Origin of the sequence: Parasynechococcus sp., assembly GCF_042954245.1 — a bacterium.
GTDB lineage: Bacteria > Cyanobacteriota > Cyanobacteriia > PCC-6307 > Cyanobiaceae > Parasynechococcus.
The window spans coordinates 1-17,475 of sequence record NZ_JBGKDP010000156.1; the positions used below are offsets into that span (position 1 = coordinate 1).

Below are 17,475 nucleotides of genomic sequence, written 5' to 3' on the forward strand. Positions count from 1 at the left end.
TTTTATTTAGTATGTACATTTTATTTGCTCAGAATTCGTTGTGAGTCCATCAATATCTCGTTCTGTGCACGGTATTCGGGCAGACCAAAATTATATTCATCGCCATATTAATCTACTGTCTTATTGATTAAAAACCATTCAATTTCCCAAGATATGATGCTCTTGTTTGGCCTAATTCTCCTCTTATCTAATCCTGTCTTGATGCTCTGTTTGCATCTTCTCTGCTAAAGCAAACGTTTCTTGCCCATACCGAACCCTTAAAAGTTCTTGGTGCATTTGCAATATTGGCATTGTTACTCATGTGCATTAGATTGAGATTGAGATTGAGATTGATATTGATATTGATATTGATATTGATATTGATATTGATATTGATATTGTAGTATTTGTTTAGGCTTGTAGTATTATTTGACAGCTGGCTTTCATCAAAATTTGTTTTTACTAAATCCACAGTGGACCAAAAGTGGTTTGACTACTACATTGATTTTGTAGCAAGTGCCCCAATAACAATTAGTGTAATTTGACTATCTATATCGATAGCATGTACTACCGTTGTATCCGTAGCACCACGACCAGTAATAATATGAGTACCATCCGTAATAGTATCTTTATCTGCATCTCCCGTAGCGCCAGCAGGAGTATGGGTAATATGGCCTGCATTGATAGGTGTTAGTCTTCCCGTAGCAGTATGGAACATTTCTGCATACTTGCTTTCTTGTTAGATTTGGGTATTGAATTAGCCGTATATTTAGTACCCTTGCTGCATTCCCAGATAGCGTTAAGCTGACCTGGTGTATGCCAATTTAGCTGGAGTTCAGTTACGTAAAGTGCAGATTCGGAGGTCTAACCTGAGTTAAGCGATTCTGGAGGGTGCCGACCTTTTTGCCGTCGACCTCCAACAGGCCACCTTGGTGGGGGTATCTTTGCGAAGAGCCGATCTTCGTTCAACTCTGCTAGAGAGCGTCGATCTGCGTCCGGCTGATCTTACGGGAGCACTCTTGGATGACGCCGCTTTAATTCGTAGTCACTGGCATGGAGCATTGGGTCTTCGCCACGGCTGGTTGAATGCAGCCCATTTTCATAATGCTGCCGTTGCTGAAGCAGAGGCTGGTCGTTGGCCTCAAGCTGAACAGCTTTTTGCTTTTGCGATTGGTTTGGTTGACGATGAACCATTAGTTGGACTGGTCGAGGGGTGAGTCGGGGATTTCAGGGAAAAGCTGCTCTCAAAACCATTCGGTAGATCAGCTGTTCTCAGTGGTACGGACTCTGTTTGCAGCTCCAAAAGTTCCTGAATTTTTTTGCAGAATCTCTTCATCTCAAACAATTGTTTGCTCGGGATAGCCAATACCCACGAAACTTGTCCCATTGATTCCACCGAAGGCCAAGCCAAGGCTTTTAGTTATTCCTGGAAATACTCTAATTCCGCTAGAATAAGTGCTATCCAGGTGTAAATCTTTTTCTCTATACGTTCGTTCTGGGTTTCGATGTGCCTGCAGACGCTGGTCTCTAGCGCTGCTCCACTGTAAGTGGTCGTGCACACCAAGGGACCTGCTGATGCTGCGCAGGTGCTGTTGATCAGTGTGGCCAAGGCCGCAACACATGTTGCCTTTAAGTGTTGTGCTGCCAACGGTATCGAGCGTTCATATTCACGCTAGGGGCCCTGGATCGATTCACCAACTCCACAAGGGACTGTTTGCGACTTGGATGTTGCCTGAGTTAAGCGGCAAGTGGCGTTTCGTCGTCGCTTCCAAAGCTCCGAACTGTGGGGCTGGTTTGAAGCAACTGGCGCACCTTGTCGATCACAGCCTGTTGCTGTTCTTCCCCTAACTCAGGGAAAATCGGCAGGCTCAGAACTTGGCTGCAGAGTTGTTCCGTGACCTGTAGGGAACCCTGCTTCAAGCCCAGATGGGCATAGGCCGGCTGGCGGTGGATCGGAATCGGATAGTAGATGATTGTGCTCACCCCACGCTCCTGCAGGGTCTGTTTGATCCAGTCGCGGCAGCAGCTTTCAGGAATCCCGTGGCGTGCACTGGTGATGGAGGGATTGCAACTGGCGCTGCAGAGCGGCTGGTCGCTGGGGCAACTGCCGATGCGAACCACGAACTGGTTCCAGCTGTGGCCGTCATCGGTTGACGGTAGGGTGAGGCCGTTGAGATCGCCCAAGGCTTCTTGGTATCGGCTGGCGATGGCTTTGCGTTTGTTGATCCACTCCTCAAGCCTCGGCAGCTTCACGTTCAGCACCGCGGCCTGGATGGCATCAAGCCGGCTGTTGTAGCCAAGGCTGGTGTGCAGGTAGCGCTCTGGCATGCCGTGCACCGCCAGCTCACGCATCGCCTGGGCCAGTTGGGTATCGCTGGTTGTGACTGCACCACCATCTCCCGCTGCACCGAGGTTCTTGGTGGGGAAGAAGCTGAAGCAGCCTGCATCACCGAAACTGCCGACGGCCTGGCCCTGCCAACGGGCTCCCGTCGCCTGGGCGCAGTCTTCGACCACCTTCAGTTGATGGCGCTCGGCAATGGCCATCAGCCGCGTCATATTCACCGCACGCCCGAACAGGTGCACCGGCATCAGGGCCTTGGTGGCGGGGGTGATTGCGGCTTCGATCTGATCGAAATCGATTAGGTAGGTGCTGGGATCGACATCCACGAACACCGGCGTGGCGCCGACGGCGCTGATGGCCTCAGCCGTGGCGAAAAAACTGAACGAGCAGGAGATCACTTCATCGCCGGCGCCAAGGCCCAGGCCACGCAGGGCCAGGATCAGAGCGTCGGTGCCGCTGTTGCAGCCCACGGCATGACCGCAGCCGACGCTGGCGGCGAAGGCTTGTTCGAAGAGTTGGATTTGCGGTCCACCGATGTACTGGCCGCTGCGTAGCACCTCGAGCACCGCCTCTTCGAGGTCCGCACCGAGATCATAGATCTGCTGGCTGAGGCTGAAGGGAGGTACCTGCATAAAGCAAAGCTTAAGTGCCTCTGCCGAACCACTCCGGTTCGTGTCCGGGGTTCCACTTCACGTTGCAGCCCACCGAGGCGGTCTGGTCTGGGTTGACCGGAGATCCCGTCAGCACGGCATCGAGGGCGGCTCGCAGGTCACGGCTGTTGAGGGGCTGATCGTTGCCGGGCCGGCTGCCGTCCAACTGGCCGTGGTAACGCAGGGTCTGCAGGCCCTCACCATCGGGTGAGAACAGGTAGGATTCGGGAGTGCAAGCGGCCCTGAGAACTCGGGCCAGGGTTTGCTGCTCATCCAGCAGGTAGGGAAAGTTCCAGCCCTGGCGCCTGGCTTGATCTGCCAGTTGCTCCGACCCGTCCTGGGGGTGGGTGATCAGGCTGTTGCTGCTGACGCCCACCAGCTACATCGCATCGCTGAAATCGTGGTCCAGCTGCGTGAGCTCGGGTTCCACATGTTTCACAAACGGGCAATGGGCGCAAAGCACCATCAGCAGCACAGGACGCCCGACCAGCGATTGGCTGTTCAGTCGCCCGCCCGTGACCTGGGGAAGATCAAAGCCGGGTAGGCCTGTGCCGAGCGCCAGCATCGTGGATGGTGTCAGGGCCATAAGGCGCAGGCAGATGCGGCGAATCTGCTTCAGGATGGCCGCCTCCGGTGGTGATAGATGCCGCGTCTGCATCTGCTTTGGGGAGTCGCCCTGCTGCTGGGGGCCTGCGCTGCTCCGAAGGAGCCGCCCAGCTGGCGGTTGTTTCCCCTGCAGCGCCATTCCCCCCATGACGGATTGGCTGTGGTCAACCAGCCCGATGGCTACGGGCTCCACATTTATTTGGAAACAGATACCAGCTTTCCGGGGGTGTGTCGTCCCCGATGGCTGCCGGATCCAGCCCGCCTGTTCAACGGCAATGGATCCACACCGTTCAGTTCTGGGCTGGCGACCCGTCAGGAGTTTTTCGATGCCATGACCCGGCGCGATGTGCGTGGCCTGTTGAAGAGCGAAGTAAAGGCTCTATGCCAGGCGCGCGCTCCGGAAGACCGCTGGCAATGGACCGAGCCGCCTCGGAACGACAATCAGGTGGTTCCTGTGCAGCTGCCCTCACTCGAAGAAGAAGACTTGCTCACCAATCCCGTGGAGGAATTGAATCGGGCCCGGAAGCTGCTGAGGGATCAACGGGCTGGTGAGTAGCTCTCCCACACCACCGCTTCGGCTTCGCGCCAGTAGCGGCTGAACCGCCCCAGCCGGGGTGGCCGCAGCAACTCCACGAACGGTTCGGGATCCAGCAGCTCAAGCGGCAGCTCTGCATCGATGTTCTCGCCGATGCGTTCCAGGCGTGGATCTACTGCGCTGCTGCTCACCACACCATCGGCCTGATGGCGACGGGCAAAGGCCAGCACCTCAGCGGCCACATCTCCCTTGCGCAGGGTGAGGGGAAGGTCGAGGGCGTTTTCGTAGAGGAAGCCGAGCCGTTTGCAGCTGATTCGTGCGTCTTGAATCCATCGGGTGTCAAACACGAACACTGCAGGGGCCTCGGGCCAGGCCTGCAGCGCTGGGTTGTTGGCACCAAGAGCCTCCTCGTGAATCCAGAGGATGGGGCGTTGAAATGTCATGGGGGAATCTTCTGCTTATTGCTTGGGACGGGCCAGGGCGGCACTGGCGCCCCCGCTGCTCCGGCGTTGGCGGTTGCGTTGCTGGTTTCGGTTGTTGCCGCTGTCCCGAATGGCCGGCATCGGAGTGAACAGCTGGTTTTCCAGTTGGTCGTAGCTGCCCTCGAACGGGCAGGAGTGGGCACTGGGGCAGCCGTCGCAGTAATGCCCGTCGCTGTAGCGCTCCAGATTGCCGCGGTTGAAGAAGTAGGGCTTGTGGCTAAAGGTGCTGGCCACCCATTGCCAGCTGAGATGGTTGCTGGCCGGATCGCCATCCAGCAGGTGCTCCAGGAACCAGTCGGCACCGGCTTTCCAATGCACCCGTCGCCAATGCACGAGCCAGGAGGCCATCCACATGCGGGCGTGGTTGTGCAGCCAGCCGGTGCTCACCAGTTGATTGCGGAAGCCGTCCATGCAGGCCAGCCCCGTGGTCCCTTCGCGCACATCGGCCGGCAGCTCCCGGGAATAGGCACCAGTGTCATGGCCCGTCTTGAACGGTTCCTGATCGTTGTTGATCTCGTCACCAAGGTCGAGCCACATCCGTTGCCAGAAGTCGCGCCAACCGAGTTCGTTGATCAACTTTCCGCCTTCATCGCGGTTGCGGATCCGTGCAAAAACGGCATCGCGCACCTCCGCGAGGCTGAGCACGCCGTGGCGAACGTAGGGCGACAGCCCGGTGACCGCGCCCTTGAGGTGGTTACGGCTTTTGGCGTAGCGCTTCGCGTCAATGCGACGCAGTTTGTTTTCGGCTGCCTCACGCCCACCGCGGATGGGGCTGAGCTCCCCTTCCGCCCCTGGGAACTCCTGTGCCAACAGGGTGTTCAGGGCATCGCGGGACGCGAATTGCCGCGGTAGGTCGCCGTCGATCGGGGGTGACGCAGCGCTGGGCACCGGCGTTTGTCAGCAAACGAGCGGTGATCTTGGCGGGGGATGGGGGAGAATCGCGCGAATTCAACTCGTTCCGGTCTGTCCCGATGCTGCTTGATCTCACCGGCAAGAAGATTCTCGTCACCGGCATCGCGAACAACCGTTCGATCGCCTGGGGCATTGCCCAGCAGCTGAAGGCGGCCGGTGCTGAACTCGGCATCACCTACCTGCCTGACGACAAGGGCCGCTTTGAGGCGAAGGTGCGCGAACTCACTGCCCCCCTGGAGCCCAGTCTGTTCCTGCCGCTAAATGTGCAGGATGCTGACCAGATGGCTGAGGTCTTCGGCGAGATCAAGGAGAAGTGGGGCGTTCTCGACGGTCTGGTGCACTGCCTGGCCTTTGCCGGCAAGGAAGAGCTGATCGGTGACTACAGCGCCACCACCGCTGAAGGCTTCGCCCGTTCCCTCGACATCAGCGCCTATTCCCTGGCCCCCCTCTGTGCCCACGCTAAGCCGCTGTTTAGCGAGAAGGCCGGTGTGATCACGCTCTCGTACCTCGGTGCTGAGCGGGCCATTCCCAACTACAACGTGATGGGTGTCGCTAAGGCGGCTCTGGAGGCGTCCGTTCGCTATCTCGCGGCAGAGCTGGGTCCAGAAAAGCAGGTGCGCGTCAACGCCATCAGCGCCGGCCCGATCCGCACCCTGGCCAGCTCCGCCATCGGCGGCATTCTCGAGATGATCCATAACGTGGAGGAGAAGGCTCCCCTGCGCCGCACCGTCACCCAGATGGAAGTGGGCGGCACCGCTGCCTTCCTGCTCAGCGATCTGGCCAGCGGCATCTCCGGTCAGACCATTTACGTGGATGCGGGCTACTGCGTCACGGGAATGTGAGGCACGATGAAGGAACTGAAGGTCGGGTGATGGCACGCCAGGGAACGATCCATCGGGTCACCGGTGAAACCGATGTGAAGGTGCGTCTGGATCTGGACGGCTCTGGCCAGTGTCAGACCAGCACAGGTGTGCCGTTTCTTGACCACATGCTTCATCAGATCAGCAGCCACGGCCTGATCGACCTGGAGATCAATGCGGTGGGAGACACTCACATCGACGATCACCACACCAATGAGGACGTGGGCATTGCCGTGGGGCAGGCCCTGGCCCAGGCACTGGGGGATCGGCGCGGCATCCACCGCTTCGGTCACTTCGTGGCACCGCTGGATGAGGCCCTGGTGCAGGTAGCCCTGGATTGTTCCGGTCGACCCCAACTCAGCTACAGCCTCGCGATTCCCAGCCAGAAGCTCGGTACCTACGACACCGAGCTGGTGAAGGAGTTCTTCGTGGCGGTGGTCAACAACAGCGGGCTGACCCTCCACATCCGTCAGCTGGATGGGGCCAACTCCCACCACATCGTTGAAGCCTGCTTCAAGGCCTTTGCCCGGGCCCTACGTATGGCGACTGAGGTGGATCCACGCCGGGCCGGCGCCATCCCCAGCAGCAAAGGGGTGCTGGAGCAGGCTGGCGCCAGCTGAGGCGGGCTCCGCGCTTCACAGTCCGTTACGAGAGGATGGACGAACGTTGATCGTTCGCCCGTGACCGTCGCCCCCGCCCGCCGCTACGACCGCAGCGACTGGGCCAGCGCCTTTGTGAATGTGGAGGAGGAGCTCACCGACGTGGCGCTGACGCCGGTGCGTGGAGCGGTTCCGGCCGAACTTCAGGGCACGTTCTATCGCAATGGTCCCGGGCGTCTTGAGCGGGATGGGCATCGCGTGCATCACCCCTTCGATGGCGACGGCATGATCGCCGCGATGCGGTTTGAGAACGGCAGCGTCTCCCTAAGCAACCGTTTTGTGCGTACTGAGGGTTGGCTGGCGGAGGAGAAGGCCGGCAAGGTGCTCTACCGGGGGGTGTTCGGCAGCCAGAAGCCCGGTGGTCGTCTGGCCAATGCTTTTGATCTGCGCTTGAAGAACATCGCCAACACCAACGTGGTACGTCTGGGCGATCAGCTGCTGGCCCTCTGGGAAGCTGCGGAGCCCCATGCGCTCGATCCCCGCAGCCTGGAAACCCGCGACCTTTCACGCCTCGATGGTGTGTTGAAAAAGGGCGAGGCCTTCAGTGCCCACCCCCGTTTCGACCCCGGCCACAACGGCCGGCCCTGCATGGTCACCTTCGGGGTCAAGACCGGTCCCCGCAGCACCATCCGTGTGATGGAGTTCGCCACCGATGGTCCTGAGGCCGGCACATTGCTGCACGACCGTTCCGACAGCTTCCCCGGCTTCGCCTTCCTCCACGACTTCGCCATCACTCCCAACTGGGCGGTGTTCCTCCAGAACGCCATCGCCTTCAATCCCCTTCCCTTTGTGACCGGCGAAAAGGGTGCGGCCCAGTGCCTGGCGTCTCAGCCTGGTGGCAAGGGGCGTTTCTGGTTGATTCCTCGCGATTCCGGTAGCTTCGCTGGTCAGAAGCCCCGCATCCTTGAAGCTCCCGACGGCTTTGTTTTCCATCACCTCAACGCTTTCGAGGATGGTGATCAGGTTGTGGTGGAGAGCATCGTCTACGACGATTTTCCGTCCATCGGACCCGACGAGGATTTCGCTGAGGTGGATTTCGACAAAGTGCCTGAGGGCATCCTGCATCGTTGCCGCCTCGATCTGAGCCGCGAATCAGTGCAAACCGAGCGGATTAGCCAGCGCACCTGCGAGTTCGCCATGGTCAACCCCGAGCGTCAGGGCCTCCGCGCTCGCTTCGCCTGGATGGCGGTGGCGGAGCGTGAGACGGGCAACGATCCGCTGCAGGCCATCCAGAAGCTTGATCTGCACTCCGGGGCAACCCACACCTGGAGTGCGGCACCCCGCGGCTTTGTGAGTGAGCCGTTGATGGTGCGTTGTCCCGGTGCTGAAGCCGAGGACGACGGCTGGGTGCTGGACCTGGTGTGGAACGGGGCCCGGGCCGCATCCGACCTGGTGATCCTCAACGCCCGTGATCTGTCGGAGGTGGCGGTGCTGGAGCTGCCGTTCGCCGTTCCCCATGGCCTGCACGGGAGCTGGGCTCCCGGGTTAGTTACGGCCTGACCAGGTCGGTCATGGTTGAGCCGGTTTTATCGCCCCAGGCTCGCCAGCATGGAGGCTCAGACAGAACGCTCTGAATGACGAATCAACGCTGGGGTGCTGCCAAGGTCGCCGCGCCCGTTCTGCTCGGGCTCATTGTTTTGACGCCATCCCCGCTGCTGGCTGCAGAGCGCGTTTGCAATGGAACCCTGCTTCAGATCCAGGTGAATGAGCGTGACACCACCCGCAGCGATCGTTTTCGCTTTTCGCTAGGGCTCGAAGCTGACAATCCCAGTAAGGACGCTGCGATGAGTACCCTTGATGCCCGGTTGGCAGAGGCGCGTCAAGCTATCCAGCCCTTGGCGATGGGGCGGCCCATGATCCCGGCACCCTGCAGCTATTCCACTGGGGGAAGAAGGTCGTCGCCAAGGCTGGAACGGGCAGGCACCATATGGGCAAGGTAAGCCGTGAGGACTACGACGCGCTGATTAAAGCTGCTGGTCGCTTGCCGGGGGGCTGATTGTAGGGCATGACGTCTTTGGCATCAAGCGATGGCCGTGCCCCATTGGCGGATCGGTTGCTGAAACAAGCTCTGGAGACGGTGCGACGTCGCGTCCAGGCCACAGCACGGGCTCTAGGACTGCGCAAGGTGGAGTTGTTGCTGATTTACCGGCGTGGTTCGACCTATCGACCCATAGCGATGGCTGCGCGAATGGGGGAGGCAAGCTTTAAGCCTGGGGAAGCTCCCAAGCCAAGTCAGAGCCTCACCCTCAAGCCGGATTACTGCCTGCGTTGATTGGCATCGGGATCACTGCGGAGTGTCCGTGGTGCACCGCCATTCCTGCCATGCTAGCCCTAGCGCGCTTCAGAGGGGACCGGAACCGTGGTGATCCCGATGAGGGCTTGCAGGGCATCGATGGAGGTACTGTCCCCCCAGTCCCGTGCCGATCCGCAGTAGCACCAAGGTGAGGCTGCCGATCATCAAGGCCCAGGCCGAAGCGGCCTCAATGCAGAGGAGAGCCCCTTCGGTCTGCACGCTGTACCCGTGGTCATGGCGATGGCCATGGACCTCGTCAGCGGTGGAACTCACTGTACAGACCATACTCCGGCAGCTTTGGAATCCCTGGGTCTTCTTCAGCTTGGTTCGAGCAAATAGCGCAACTTGGGTTCCAAGAGGCTGAAGGCCTTGCCTCGGTGGCCGTGCTGTTTCTTCTCTGCGAAGAGCATCTCGGCGAAGGTGCGGCCGGTTCCTGCGACTTCGAAGATCGGGTCGTAGCCAAAGCCTTGATCCCCCCGGGGTGCGGCCGTGATCAAGCCATCGCAACGGCCTTCCACCTCCAGCAGGACGGTTCCGCCTGGAGCGGCGACACAGAGCGCGGCGCAGAAATAGGCCTGGCGTTGGTCTGAGCCGTTTAAAGCTTGCAACAGCCTGGCAATGCGTTCCGGGTCGGTGGGGGCGTAGCGGGCGGAATGCACACCCGGAGCACCATCGAGGGCATCGACGCTGAGGCCTGAATCGTCGGCCAGGGCCCATCCCCCTGTGGCGGCTGCAACCGCTTGAGCCTTGAGCCGGGCATTGGCGGCAAAGGTGGTGCCCGTCTCCTCCACCTCCAATCCCTCAGGCTGGGGTTGCACGCTGACGGGCAGGGCCTGCAGCAGAGCCTGGAATTCGCGAATCTTGCCGGCGTTGCCGCTGGCGATCACCAGTGTCTTCATGCGGCCTCCGCGAACTGTCTGGCCCAGGCGAGCACCTCGTTCACCCGATCGGCATCGGGCCCTTCGCAATAGAGCCGCAGCAGCGGTTCTGTGCCGGAAAAGCGCAGCATCAACCAGTGGTTCGGTCCCATCCTCAGTTTGATCCCGTCGGTGCTGATCACCTCCAGCACCTCGGCACCGACGACGGTCGAGGGCGTGCTCCGGGCAAGCAGCGTCTCGAGCCGCCGGCGTGCCTCCATGTCGCCAAGGCGCAGGTCGAGCCGGTCGTAGTGACTACTGCCTCCGTGCTGTTGCTGGAGTGCATCCAGACGTTCGCCCAGGGGTTGCTTTCCTTCCACCAGGGCTTCCAGCACAAGCATCGCCGCGAACAGGGCATCCCGTTCGGGCAGGTGCATGCCGAAGCCGACACCACCGGATTCTTCGCCCCCGATCAGCACATCCCCGGCCAGCATCTCTGCGGCGATGTACTTGAAGCCCACCGCAAGCTCTAGAACCTTGCGCCCATGGGCCTCCGCCACCAGCCTCATCAGATCCGAGCCGCTCACGGTCTTGACCACGGCGCCCGGTAGCTGCCGGGCCCGGGCCAGGTGATCGATCAACCGAGGCATCAGCAGCTGGGTGCTGCAGAACCGACCGGTTTCATCCACGGCGGCGATGCGATCACCATCGCCGTCGAACACCAGTCCCACGGCAGGGGTCCCGGCGGCGGTTGAGGCCTTCACCGCCTTGATCAGCGCTCCGAGGTAGGGCGCCAGGGGTTCCGGCGGATGGCCACCGAAGAGGGGATCGCGTTCGCTGCGGACTTCCTCCACAACGCCAGCGGCGTCAGGGCCAAGTAGCTCCGTCACACACCCGGCGGCTGATCCGTGCATCGGATCGACGATCACTTTCAGGTTGATGGCCTTGAGGCCTCGCACCAGGGCGGTGAGGTCCAGCTTGCGGCGCAGTCCTTCGAGATGGTCGCCGCGCCCATCAAAGCGGGGAACCTCCGATTTGATCGGTGCCGTGATGCCGCCGGCGGCCAGACGTCGTTCGACGGCGGCCGTGAAGTCTCCCTCGACTGATCCACCAAAGGGCCCTTTGATCTTCAACCCAAGCCATTCCGGCGGGTTGTGACTCGCGGTAATCACCAACGCTCCCAGGGCTTTGCGCTCCACCACGGCCCAGCTGCAGGCCGGCGTGGGGACAGCAGTGTCGGTGAGCAGGGGTTCGAGTTCACAACCCCGCACAGCGGTCGCGATGGCTTCCGCTAGTTCGGGAGCCAGAAAGCGCCGGTCGTAACCGATCACCACTGTTCGGCTGTTGAGACCCTCGGGTGCGCGATAGGAGAGTTCTTGAGCCGCGGCAGCGGCAACGGGCAACAACCGCTCAACCGTGATGTCGACGCCGATGATCCCGCGCCAGCCATCGGTGCCGAACTTGATCGGAGCTGGACTTAGGGGGAGGGGAGCCGATGCCATGGCACAGCCTGCACTGCAGTGGATCTAGCAGCTGGCAGCTCTAGGGTTGGCGGATGGGTGACACCCCGTCTGCCGACAACGCCCTCACCGACCGGTTGCTTCGTAGTTGGCTGCGTTGCCGTCGCAAGGCCTGGCTCGATCGCCACGGAAATCTGGCCGAGCGGCGCTGGACGGCCCATCGCAATCTGCTGCTGGACGACCAGCAGCGCAGTTTTGTGGCTTTGTTGCCCCGTAAGCCAGGCCATGGCTTCGCCGCCTGTGCTGCTGGTGCCGAGGCTGTGGTGGGTCTGCGCCTGAAGGGGTTGGGACCGTCCGGCGAGCCTTTGGAAGCGCATCCTCCGCTGCTCCGGCGGGTCAAAGGCCAGAGCCGCTGGGGCGACTTCGCCTATCAACCGGTGTTGGCTCGTCAGGGCCGTCGCACCACCCGGGAACATCAGTTGCCCCTGGCACTGATGGGTCTGCTGCTTGAGCAGGAGCAGCAGGGTGATGTTCCGTCCATGCTGGTGCTCGGCGGTGGCGGCCGGCGCCTAGAACAGGAGCGGGTGCATCTCTCAAACGGCCTGCGCCGACAGCTGTCGGACGGGTTGCGCAAATTGCGCGCCGATCTCGAGCGGCCGGTTCCTCCTCCGCTGGCTGCCGACCGGCGCAAGTGCTCCCTTTGCAGCTGGCGTGTCGCCTGCAATGCCGTGGCGGCGGAGGAAGGGCATCTGAGCGAGGTCAGCGGCATCGGAGCCAAGCGGCGAGAGATCTTGTTGGAGCTTGAGATTCGCGGCTTGTCCGATCTGGCCGCGGCTGATCCGTTGCAGCTCGCCGAGCGGCTGCAACGTTTTGGGGATCAGCATGGTGAGGTGGCTGCATCCCTGGTGGCCCAGGCCCGGGCGCAGCGCGATGGACGGGTGGAGCGTTTGGATGCCTCAGCGGCGCTGCCGGAACTGCAGGACTGCCCTGGTGTGCTGCTCTACGACATCGAATCCGATCCCGACGCCCGTCACGACTTCCTTCACGGTTTTCTGGTGTTGCCCAGAACCAGAAGCGGGGACTGGGATCTGGCATCAGTGGCGTATCACCCGATCCTGGCCCTGGCGGAGCATGGTGAAGCCCGTTGCTGGCTCCGTTTGCAACGGTTGCTGAATCGCTATCGGGGTTGGCCGATCCTCCACTATGGGGAGACAGAAAGCCTGGCCCTAAGTCGTATGGTCGAGAGGCAGGGTGCTGCAGAGGCCGAGGTGCTGCAGCTTCGCCAGAGGTTGGTGGATGTGCATGCCCGGGTGCGGCATCACTGGCGCCTGCCCCTCGCCAGTTATGGCCTCAAAGCCGTGGCAGTCTGGCAGGGGTTCCAATGGAGTCAGGCCGGTGTGGACGGGGCCCGGGCCCTACTGTGGTGGCGGCAGTGGCAGGGGGAGGGACCCGATCGACGCGGTACCAGGCACGGGCTGCGCTGGATCTTCGACTACAACCGCGACGACTGCCTGGCCACCTGGGCCGTTGCCGACTGGTTGCTTGAACAGGATCAGGCGTCGGGATGCTGAAATGCCTCAGGTTTACGGATCTGGAGCTGTTCTCCGTTGGGACCTTCCAACGTTGGACTGGCCAGGCACTGGCGGCGCACCAGGGCCAGCCCAAACCAAGTGCCGTCGCGTTCGAGAGCACTGGTGATCACTCCAGCTCGCTCGCCATCCAGCGTGAGCTTGGCGGCGGCCGCCAGCGGACTGGGGCAGCTCCAACAGCGCAGCTTTTGCTTCACCCCTGCCTGGCCGATGAGTTTGGCCATGGTCTCCTGGCCGAGGTAGCAGCCTTTCTCTGTGCTGACCTGAGCGATGAGTCCCAGTTCCAGGGGGTTGGTCTCGCCATTGAGTTCACCGGGTCCCGGGGGGAATCCGCTTTGGAGCCGCCATTGCTCCACAGCCGTCGCGGTGGCTCCTTCTCCTGAGGCCCAAGGTTCTGGCAGTGCTGCATCCGGCTCACACCACACGGCTGCAGCATTGGGCTCCAGCCACTGCAGTCGGCGCAACTGGGCCAAGGGTTGGAGGCGAACCCGATCGGCTGGAAAGATCACCTGATCAAATCCAGCGTGAACGGCAGAGGCCTCTCCCGCCAGAACGATCACATCGGCCCCCTCTGCATCGAAACGAAGTTCGAGCACGGCCCGCAAGCGTCCTATTGCGGTCAGCCAGCAGGTCTGAAGAAGATCGCCGGATTGGAGTGCGTTGAGGTCAGCACTGGTCTGCCCCTGAAGAAACTGGCGTGCTCCGCTGCCGTTCAAGCTCAGCCAGGGGACCTGGGCGTCCCAAAACAACTTGCTCATGCCGGCGTGAAGGCGGCGATTTCAGACAGCTTGTAAAGGCTGATCAGCTCAAGATTTTCAGCCGTCATGGCGGCGTCACCCCCTTCCTCCCGGTCCATGATGGTGACGACACGGTCCACCTTGTAACCGGCGTCGCGCAGCTGCCGGATCGCCTTGAGGGAGGAGCCTCCTGTGGTGACAACGTCTTCCAGCATGGTGATCAGTGCCCCGGGGGCGGGTAGTGGACCCTCCAGCCAGGCACCGGTGCCGTGGCCTTTGGCTTCCTTGCGCACGATCAGCGCATCAAGCTCCCGACCTCGATCGGCGGCGGCCATGGCAACACCGCTCACCAGTGGGTCTGCTCCGAGGGTGAGACCAGCCACGGCCACTGCATCGGCTTCCACGTGGGTGAGCATCGCCCGGCTGATCAGGGCCAGGCCGGAACCGCTCAGGCTCACGGGTTTGCAGTTCACGTAGTGCTCGCTCTTGCGGCCTGAGGCCAGGGTGAAGTTTCCGCGTCGGTAGGCCAGGGTGGCCAGACGCTTCAGCAGTTGCTCCCGCTCAGTCGGGACACTCGACGATTCAGACATGGGACTGGCCGCGCTTCGCAGATGTCCTTAGTTTGCGCTTAGAGCTATTTTATCTGGTGCTGCTGCGGTCGTTCTCTGGCTCGAGCCTGCTCCTGTTCGCCGGCCCATCGGTGCTGGCGGGTCCATTGATTGGTCTGCACCACCAGTGTCGAGGCGCCTCCGCCCGGCAGTGGTTTCGCTCCCGTCGAAGTAACGGTGTGCCATCCCACCGAGACCACCAGCGAGCTGATCAACCGCCGCTTCTACACCTGGACCTCGCCCATGGCCCGTGGCGTGGACCCCCTGCATCAATTGACCCATGTTCTGGGGATCGCGGTTGGCGGCATTGAGGGGAATCGGTTCATGGGATTCCGCTTCCCCGATCAGACGCTAATCTCGGATGGGTCTGCACTGCAGAACACGACGGAAGCTTTCCTGGAAGAGCAGAGCCCGCCGCTGCCGATGCGAACCCTGGATATTTCGAGCGGATTCAACGGCAGCCTGGCGGTCACCGACACCATCGAAATCGAACCCGTGCTCGAGTCGCCCACATCGGATCACTTCCCCGACGTAACTCCCCTGTGGTAACACTCTCTTTGAGGGGGTCTAGCAATCTGGTGAATGCAGCGAACTCATAATTCGCCTAAGGCGAGTTCGATCCTCGCGACCCCCATTCCCCTCTGTTGATGCGGCTTCTTCTGCTGGCTGTTCTGCTGGTTCTGCCGTCCTTCTTCGCGGCTGCAGAGGTGGCCCTGCTGCGGCTACGCCCAAGCCGCGTTGAAGTGCTAGTGGAGGAAGAGCAGGCCGGGGCCCGTTCCATCCAGCGTCTCCAGCGGCGCCTGCGGCGCGCTTTGCTGGTGTCTCAATTGGGTGCAACCCTCGCTCTGGTGGCGCTTGGCTGGGCTGGCCGTGGTCTGGGGGGGCGGCTCTGGTCGGATGGGTCTGTGGGTGTCGCTTGGCGCGACACAGCCTTGTTCCTCAGCATCGTGCTGCTGGCCACGCTGGTGGCTGGTTTGCTGCCCAAGGCCTGGGTGTTGAACCGTCCGGAATCCTCGGCGCTTCGACTGGTGCCGCTGCTGGAGGTGGTGATGCGCTGCCTTGCTCCGCTGCTCAACCTGCTTGAGGCGCTGGCGGGCCTGCTGATGCGCCTGCTCGGCCTGGCTCCCCAATGGGATGTGTTGGTGCCAGCCCTTTCAGCTGGTGAGCTGGAAACCTTGGTGGAATCCGGACGGGTCACGGGGTTGTTCCCGGATGAGAAGAACATCCTGGAAGGTGTCTTCGCCCTGCGGGACACCCAGGTGCGGGAGGTGATGGTGCCGCGCTCCGGGATGGTCACCCTACCGGCCACTGTCCGTTTCGCGGAAATGATGGAGGCCGTGCATCACACCCGTCATGCCCGCTTCCCGGTGATCGGCCAATCGCTGGATGATGTGCGCGGCGTGCTGGATCTACGCCAGATGGCCGAACCGATCGCACGGGGGGAATTACAAGCCGATTCGCTGCTCGAGCCCTATCTCCAGCCAGCGGTGCCCGTGCTGGAGACCTGCACGTTGGCGGAGCTGCTGCCGATGATCCGCAGCGGTCAGCCACTGCTGCTGGTGGTGGATGAGCACGGCGGCACTGAAGGTCTGGTGACCGCAGCGGATCTCACCGGAGAAATCGTTGGTGATGAGGATCCCGCCGAGACCGATGAACCGGATCTGTTCGAAGAGAAGGACTGCCCCGGTGCCTGGTTGGTGGCAGGAGATCTGGAGATCTTCGAGCTCAACCGACAGCTCGATCTCGATCTGCCTGAGGCCGATGACCATCACACCCTGGCGGGCTTCCTGCTGGAGCGGCTCCAGCACATTCCATCCGCGGGGGAAGGGCTTCATTTCAATGGCTTGCAGTTCGAGATCACAGCCATGGCAGGCCCGCGGATCGAGCGGGTCCGGCTTGTTCTCCCCAGCTCAGAGGATGAATCCGACTGAAGGCCGATAGCCTTCCCCCAATCGACCGCCTGTGCTGATGTCTCCCGACCCCATGGTCCCAGTCAAGGTCGGAGTGATCGGTATCGGCAACATGGGCTGGCACCACGCTCGGGTGCTCAGTCTTCTGCGGGATGCCGATCTTGTGGGAGTCGCGGATCCGGATGCTGAGCGCGGCAAGCTCGCCACCGGGCAATTCGGCTGCCGCTGGTTCGCCGATTACAACGCCATGCTCTCGGAGGTGGAGGCCGTCTGCATCGCGGTCCCCACGCTGTTGCACCATCCCGTTGGTCTGGCCTGCCTGCGTGCGGGTGTGCACGTTCTGATCGAAAAGCCGATTGCAGCCAGTCAGGACGAAGCTACCGCGCTGATCGAGGCTGCTTCAGCGGCGGGGTGTCTGCTGCAAGTGGGCCACATCGAGCGGTTCAACCCTGCTTTCCGTGAGCTCACCAAGGTGGTGGCCAACGAGGAAGTGGTGGTTCTCGAGGCGCGTCGCCACAGCCCCCACTCCGATCGGGCCAATGACGTCTCTGTGGTGCTGGATCTGATGATTCACGACATCGACCTCGTGCTGGAGCTGGCGAAGGCACCCGTGGTGCGGCTTGCCGCTGCCGGTGGTCGCAGTGCCGAAGGCCCGATCGATTACGTCAACGCCACGCTGGGTTTCGAGAACGGTGTTGTGGCCAGCCTCACGGCCAGCAAGATGAGCCACCGCAAAATCCGCAGCCTCAGTGCCCATTGCCGTTCGAGCCTGGTGGAGACGGACTTCCTCAACCACACCCTGCATATCCATCGCCGGGCCCATGAGTGGTATTCCGCCGATCACGGTGAGCTGCTGTATCGGAATGACGGCTTCATCGAGGAGGTGAGCACCACCTCGATCGAACCGCTCTATGCCGAGCTCGAGCACTTTCTGCAGTGCGTGTGCGGCCGGGAGACCCCTGCGGTGGATGGTCTTCAGGCCTCGCGTGCCCTCAAG

General features: G+C 61.4%; 19 protein-coding genes, 1 tRNA gene and 2 pseudogenes. 12 read left to right on the forward strand and 10 right to left on the reverse strand.

Annotated features, from left to right (window positions below; translation table 11 throughout):
* Positions 1 to 475: 475 nt before the first annotated feature.
* On the reverse strand, positions 476 to 697 hold the full coding sequence (locus tag ACGVJ8_RS06955) for a hypothetical protein (protein ID WP_392346685.1): 222 nt from the start codon (positions 695 to 697) through the stop codon (positions 476 to 478).
* Between the two features lie 166 nt (positions 698 to 863).
* Here ACGVJ8_RS06955 and ACGVJ8_RS06960 point away from each other — a divergent pair.
* Both ACGVJ8_RS06960 and ACGVJ8_RS06965 read left to right on the forward strand, forming a co-directional pair.
* A pseudogene (locus ACGVJ8_RS06960) lies at positions 864 to 962 on the forward strand (pentapeptide repeat-containing protein); the annotation flags it as partial.
* A gap of 36 nt (positions 963 to 998) precedes the next feature.
* A complete protein-coding gene (locus tag ACGVJ8_RS06965; protein ID WP_392346687.1) occupies positions 999 to 1,196 on the forward strand; it encodes a hypothetical protein in 198 nt (65 codons plus the stop codon).
* Between the two features lie 520 nt (positions 1,197 to 1,716).
* Here ACGVJ8_RS06965 and ACGVJ8_RS06970 read toward each other — a convergent pair.
* Both ACGVJ8_RS06970 and ACGVJ8_RS06975 read right to left on the reverse strand, forming a co-directional pair.
* Entirely contained in the window at positions 1,717 to 2,952 is a 1,236-nt protein-coding gene (locus tag ACGVJ8_RS06970; RefSeq protein WP_392346689.1) for a DegT/DnrJ/EryC1/StrS family aminotransferase, read from the reverse strand.
* A gap of 10 nt (positions 2,953 to 2,962) precedes the next feature.
* Positions 2,963 to 3,556, reverse strand: a pseudogene (locus ACGVJ8_RS06975) (thioredoxin family protein).
* 57 nt (positions 3,557 to 3,613) lie between these two features.
* Between ACGVJ8_RS06975 and ACGVJ8_RS06980 the strand changes: the two are divergent.
* On the forward strand, positions 3,614 to 4,132 hold the full coding sequence (locus tag ACGVJ8_RS06980; RefSeq protein ID WP_392346691.1) for a hypothetical protein: 519 nt from the start codon (positions 3,614 to 3,616) through the stop codon (positions 4,130 to 4,132).
* Here the strand turns inward: ACGVJ8_RS06980 and ACGVJ8_RS06985 are convergent.
* Entirely contained in the window at positions 4,114 to 4,554 is a 441-nt protein-coding gene (locus ACGVJ8_RS06985; RefSeq protein WP_392346693.1) for a hypothetical protein, read from the reverse strand. The genes ACGVJ8_RS06980 and ACGVJ8_RS06985 overlap by 19 nt on opposite strands.
* A gap of 15 nt (positions 4,555 to 4,569) precedes the next feature.
* Positions 4,570 to 5,481: an FAD-binding domain-containing protein gene (locus ACGVJ8_RS06990; protein WP_392346695.1), complete on the reverse strand. Its 912-nt coding sequence runs from the start codon at positions 5,479 to 5,481 to the stop codon at positions 4,570 to 4,572.
* Positions 5,482 to 5,564: 83 nt separating this feature from the next.
* Between ACGVJ8_RS06990 and fabI the strand changes: the two genes are divergently transcribed.
* The 4 genes from fabI (at position 5,565) to ACGVJ8_RS07010 (ending at position 9,296) form a co-directional block, all read left to right on the forward strand.
* Complete coding sequence (fabI, locus tag ACGVJ8_RS06995; RefSeq protein WP_186541725.1) at positions 5,565 to 6,347, forward strand: enoyl-ACP reductase FabI; 783 nt, start codon at positions 5,565 to 5,567, stop codon at positions 6,345 to 6,347.
* Between the two features lie 29 nt (positions 6,348 to 6,376).
* Positions 6,377 to 6,985 (forward strand): imidazoleglycerol-phosphate dehydratase HisB, encoded by a 609-nt coding sequence (gene hisB / locus ACGVJ8_RS07000; protein ID WP_392346697.1) that lies wholly within the window; start codon positions 6,377 to 6,379, stop codon positions 6,983 to 6,985.
* A 60-nt stretch (positions 6,986 to 7,045) separates the two neighbouring features.
* Positions 7,046 to 8,524, forward strand: a complete 1,479-nt coding sequence (locus tag ACGVJ8_RS07005; protein WP_392346699.1) for a carotenoid oxygenase family protein — start codon at positions 7,046 to 7,048, stop codon at positions 8,522 to 8,524.
* Positions 8,525 to 9,029: 505 nt separating this feature from the next.
* Entirely contained in the window at positions 9,030 to 9,296 is a 267-nt protein-coding gene (locus ACGVJ8_RS07010; RefSeq protein ID WP_392346701.1) for a hypothetical protein, read from the forward strand.
* 69 nt (positions 9,297 to 9,365) lie between these two features.
* Here the strand turns inward: ACGVJ8_RS07010 and ACGVJ8_RS07015 are convergent, their stop codons facing one another.
* The 3 genes from ACGVJ8_RS07015 to ACGVJ8_RS07025 are packed head-to-tail and all read right to left on the reverse strand — an operon-like array spanning position 9,366 to position 11,676.
* Complete coding sequence (locus ACGVJ8_RS07015) at positions 9,366 to 9,590, reverse strand: hypothetical protein (protein ID WP_392346703.1); 225 nt, start codon at positions 9,588 to 9,590, stop codon at positions 9,366 to 9,368.
* Positions 9,591 to 9,634: 44 nt separating this feature from the next.
* Positions 9,635 to 10,216: an RdgB/HAM1 family non-canonical purine NTP pyrophosphatase gene (gene rdgB, locus ACGVJ8_RS07020; protein WP_392346705.1), complete on the reverse strand. Its 582-nt coding sequence runs from the start codon at positions 10,214 to 10,216 to the stop codon at positions 9,635 to 9,637.
* Positions 10,213 to 11,676, reverse strand: coding sequence for a phosphoglucomutase/phosphomannomutase family protein (locus ACGVJ8_RS07025; RefSeq protein WP_392346706.1), 1,464 nt, complete (start codon positions 11,674 to 11,676; stop codon positions 10,213 to 10,215). The genes rdgB and ACGVJ8_RS07025 overlap by 4 nt, the downstream gene beginning before the upstream one ends.
* Before the next feature lie 53 nt (positions 11,677 to 11,729).
* Between ACGVJ8_RS07025 and ACGVJ8_RS07030 the strand changes: the two genes are divergently transcribed.
* Positions 11,730 to 13,205, forward strand: coding sequence for a TM0106 family RecB-like putative nuclease (locus ACGVJ8_RS07030; RefSeq protein ID WP_392346708.1), 1,476 nt, complete (start codon positions 11,730 to 11,732; stop codon positions 13,203 to 13,205).
* Here the strand turns inward: ACGVJ8_RS07030 and ACGVJ8_RS07035 are convergent.
* The gene (locus ACGVJ8_RS07035) at positions 13,187 to 13,981 is read right to left on the reverse strand and encodes a glycine cleavage T-protein (RefSeq protein WP_392346710.1); all 795 of its coding nucleotides are present in this window, start codon (positions 13,979 to 13,981) and stop codon (positions 13,187 to 13,189) included. The two genes, ACGVJ8_RS07030 and ACGVJ8_RS07035, sit on opposite strands and share 19 nt — an antisense overlap.
* Complete coding sequence (gene pyrE / locus ACGVJ8_RS07040) at positions 13,978 to 14,550, reverse strand: orotate phosphoribosyltransferase (RefSeq protein ID WP_392346712.1); 573 nt, start codon at positions 14,548 to 14,550, stop codon at positions 13,978 to 13,980. The genes ACGVJ8_RS07035 and pyrE overlap by 4 nt, the downstream gene beginning before the upstream one ends.
* Positions 14,551 to 14,679: 129 nt before the next feature.
* On the opposite strand from pyrE, the gene ACGVJ8_RS07045 reads away from it, so the two are divergent.
* From ACGVJ8_RS07045 to ACGVJ8_RS07060, 4 genes are all read left to right on the forward strand, one after another.
* Positions 14,680 to 15,117 carry a hypothetical protein gene (locus ACGVJ8_RS07045; protein WP_392346714.1) on the forward strand — a complete coding sequence of 146 codons (438 nt, stop codon included), beginning with the start codon at positions 14,680 to 14,682 and terminating at the stop codon, positions 15,115 to 15,117.
* 12 nt (positions 15,118 to 15,129) lie between these two features.
* Positions 15,130 to 15,202 (forward strand) — tRNA-Ile (locus ACGVJ8_RS07050).
* A gap of 13 nt (positions 15,203 to 15,215) precedes the next feature.
* Entirely contained in the window at positions 15,216 to 16,499 is a 1,284-nt protein-coding gene (locus tag ACGVJ8_RS07055) for a hemolysin family protein (protein WP_392346716.1), read from the forward strand.
* 37 nt (positions 16,500 to 16,536) lie between these two features.
* Positions 16,537 to 17,475, forward strand: a 939-nt coding sequence (locus ACGVJ8_RS07060; RefSeq protein ID WP_392346718.1) for a Gfo/Idh/MocA family oxidoreductase, incomplete at its 3' end; no start/stop codon positions are given.

Bases quoted from the DNA above. Each gene is read 5' to 3' on its own strand.
- hisB (WP_392346697.1), top strand. From the start codon at position 6,377: ATGGCACGCCAGGGAACGATCCATCGGGTCACCGGTGAAACCGATGTG.
- rdgB (WP_392346705.1), bottom strand. From the start codon at position 10,216: ATGAAGACACTGGTGATCGCCAGCGGCAACGCCGGCAAGATTCGCGAA.
- ACGVJ8_RS07035 (WP_392346710.1), bottom strand. From the start codon at position 13,981: ATGAGCAAGTTGTTTTGGGACGCCCAGGTCCCCTGGCTGAGCTTGAAC.
- pyrE (WP_392346712.1), bottom strand. From the start codon at position 14,550: ATGTCTGAATCGTCGAGTGTCCCGACTGAGCGGGAGCAACTGCTGAAG.
- ACGVJ8_RS07055 (WP_392346716.1), top strand. From the start codon at position 15,216: ATGCGGCTTCTTCTGCTGGCTGTTCTGCTGGTTCTGCCGTCCTTCTTC.
- ACGVJ8_RS06980 (WP_392346691.1), top strand. From the start codon at position 3,614: ATGCCGCGTCTGCATCTGCTTTGGGGAGTCGCCCTGCTGCTGGGGGCC.
- ACGVJ8_RS06970 (WP_392346689.1), bottom strand. From the start codon at position 2,952: ATGCAGGTACCTCCCTTCAGCCTCAGCCAGCAGATCTATGATCTCGGT.
- ACGVJ8_RS07010 (WP_392346701.1), top strand. From the start codon at position 9,030: ATGACGTCTTTGGCATCAAGCGATGGCCGTGCCCCATTGGCGGATCGG.
- ACGVJ8_RS06955 (WP_392346685.1), bottom strand. From the start codon at position 697: ATGTTCCATACTGCTACGGGAAGACTAACACCTATCAATGCAGGCCAT.
- ACGVJ8_RS07030 (WP_392346708.1), top strand. From the start codon at position 11,730: ATGGGTGACACCCCGTCTGCCGACAACGCCCTCACCGACCGGTTGCTT.
- ACGVJ8_RS06985 (WP_392346693.1), bottom strand. From the start codon at position 4,554: ATGACATTTCAACGCCCCATCCTCTGGATTCACGAGGAGGCTCTTGGT.
- fabI (WP_186541725.1), top strand. From the start codon at position 5,565: ATGCTGCTTGATCTCACCGGCAAGAAGATTCTCGTCACCGGCATCGCG.
- ACGVJ8_RS07025 (WP_392346706.1), bottom strand. From the start codon at position 11,676: ATGGCATCGGCTCCCCTCCCCCTAAGTCCAGCTCCGATCAAGTTCGGC.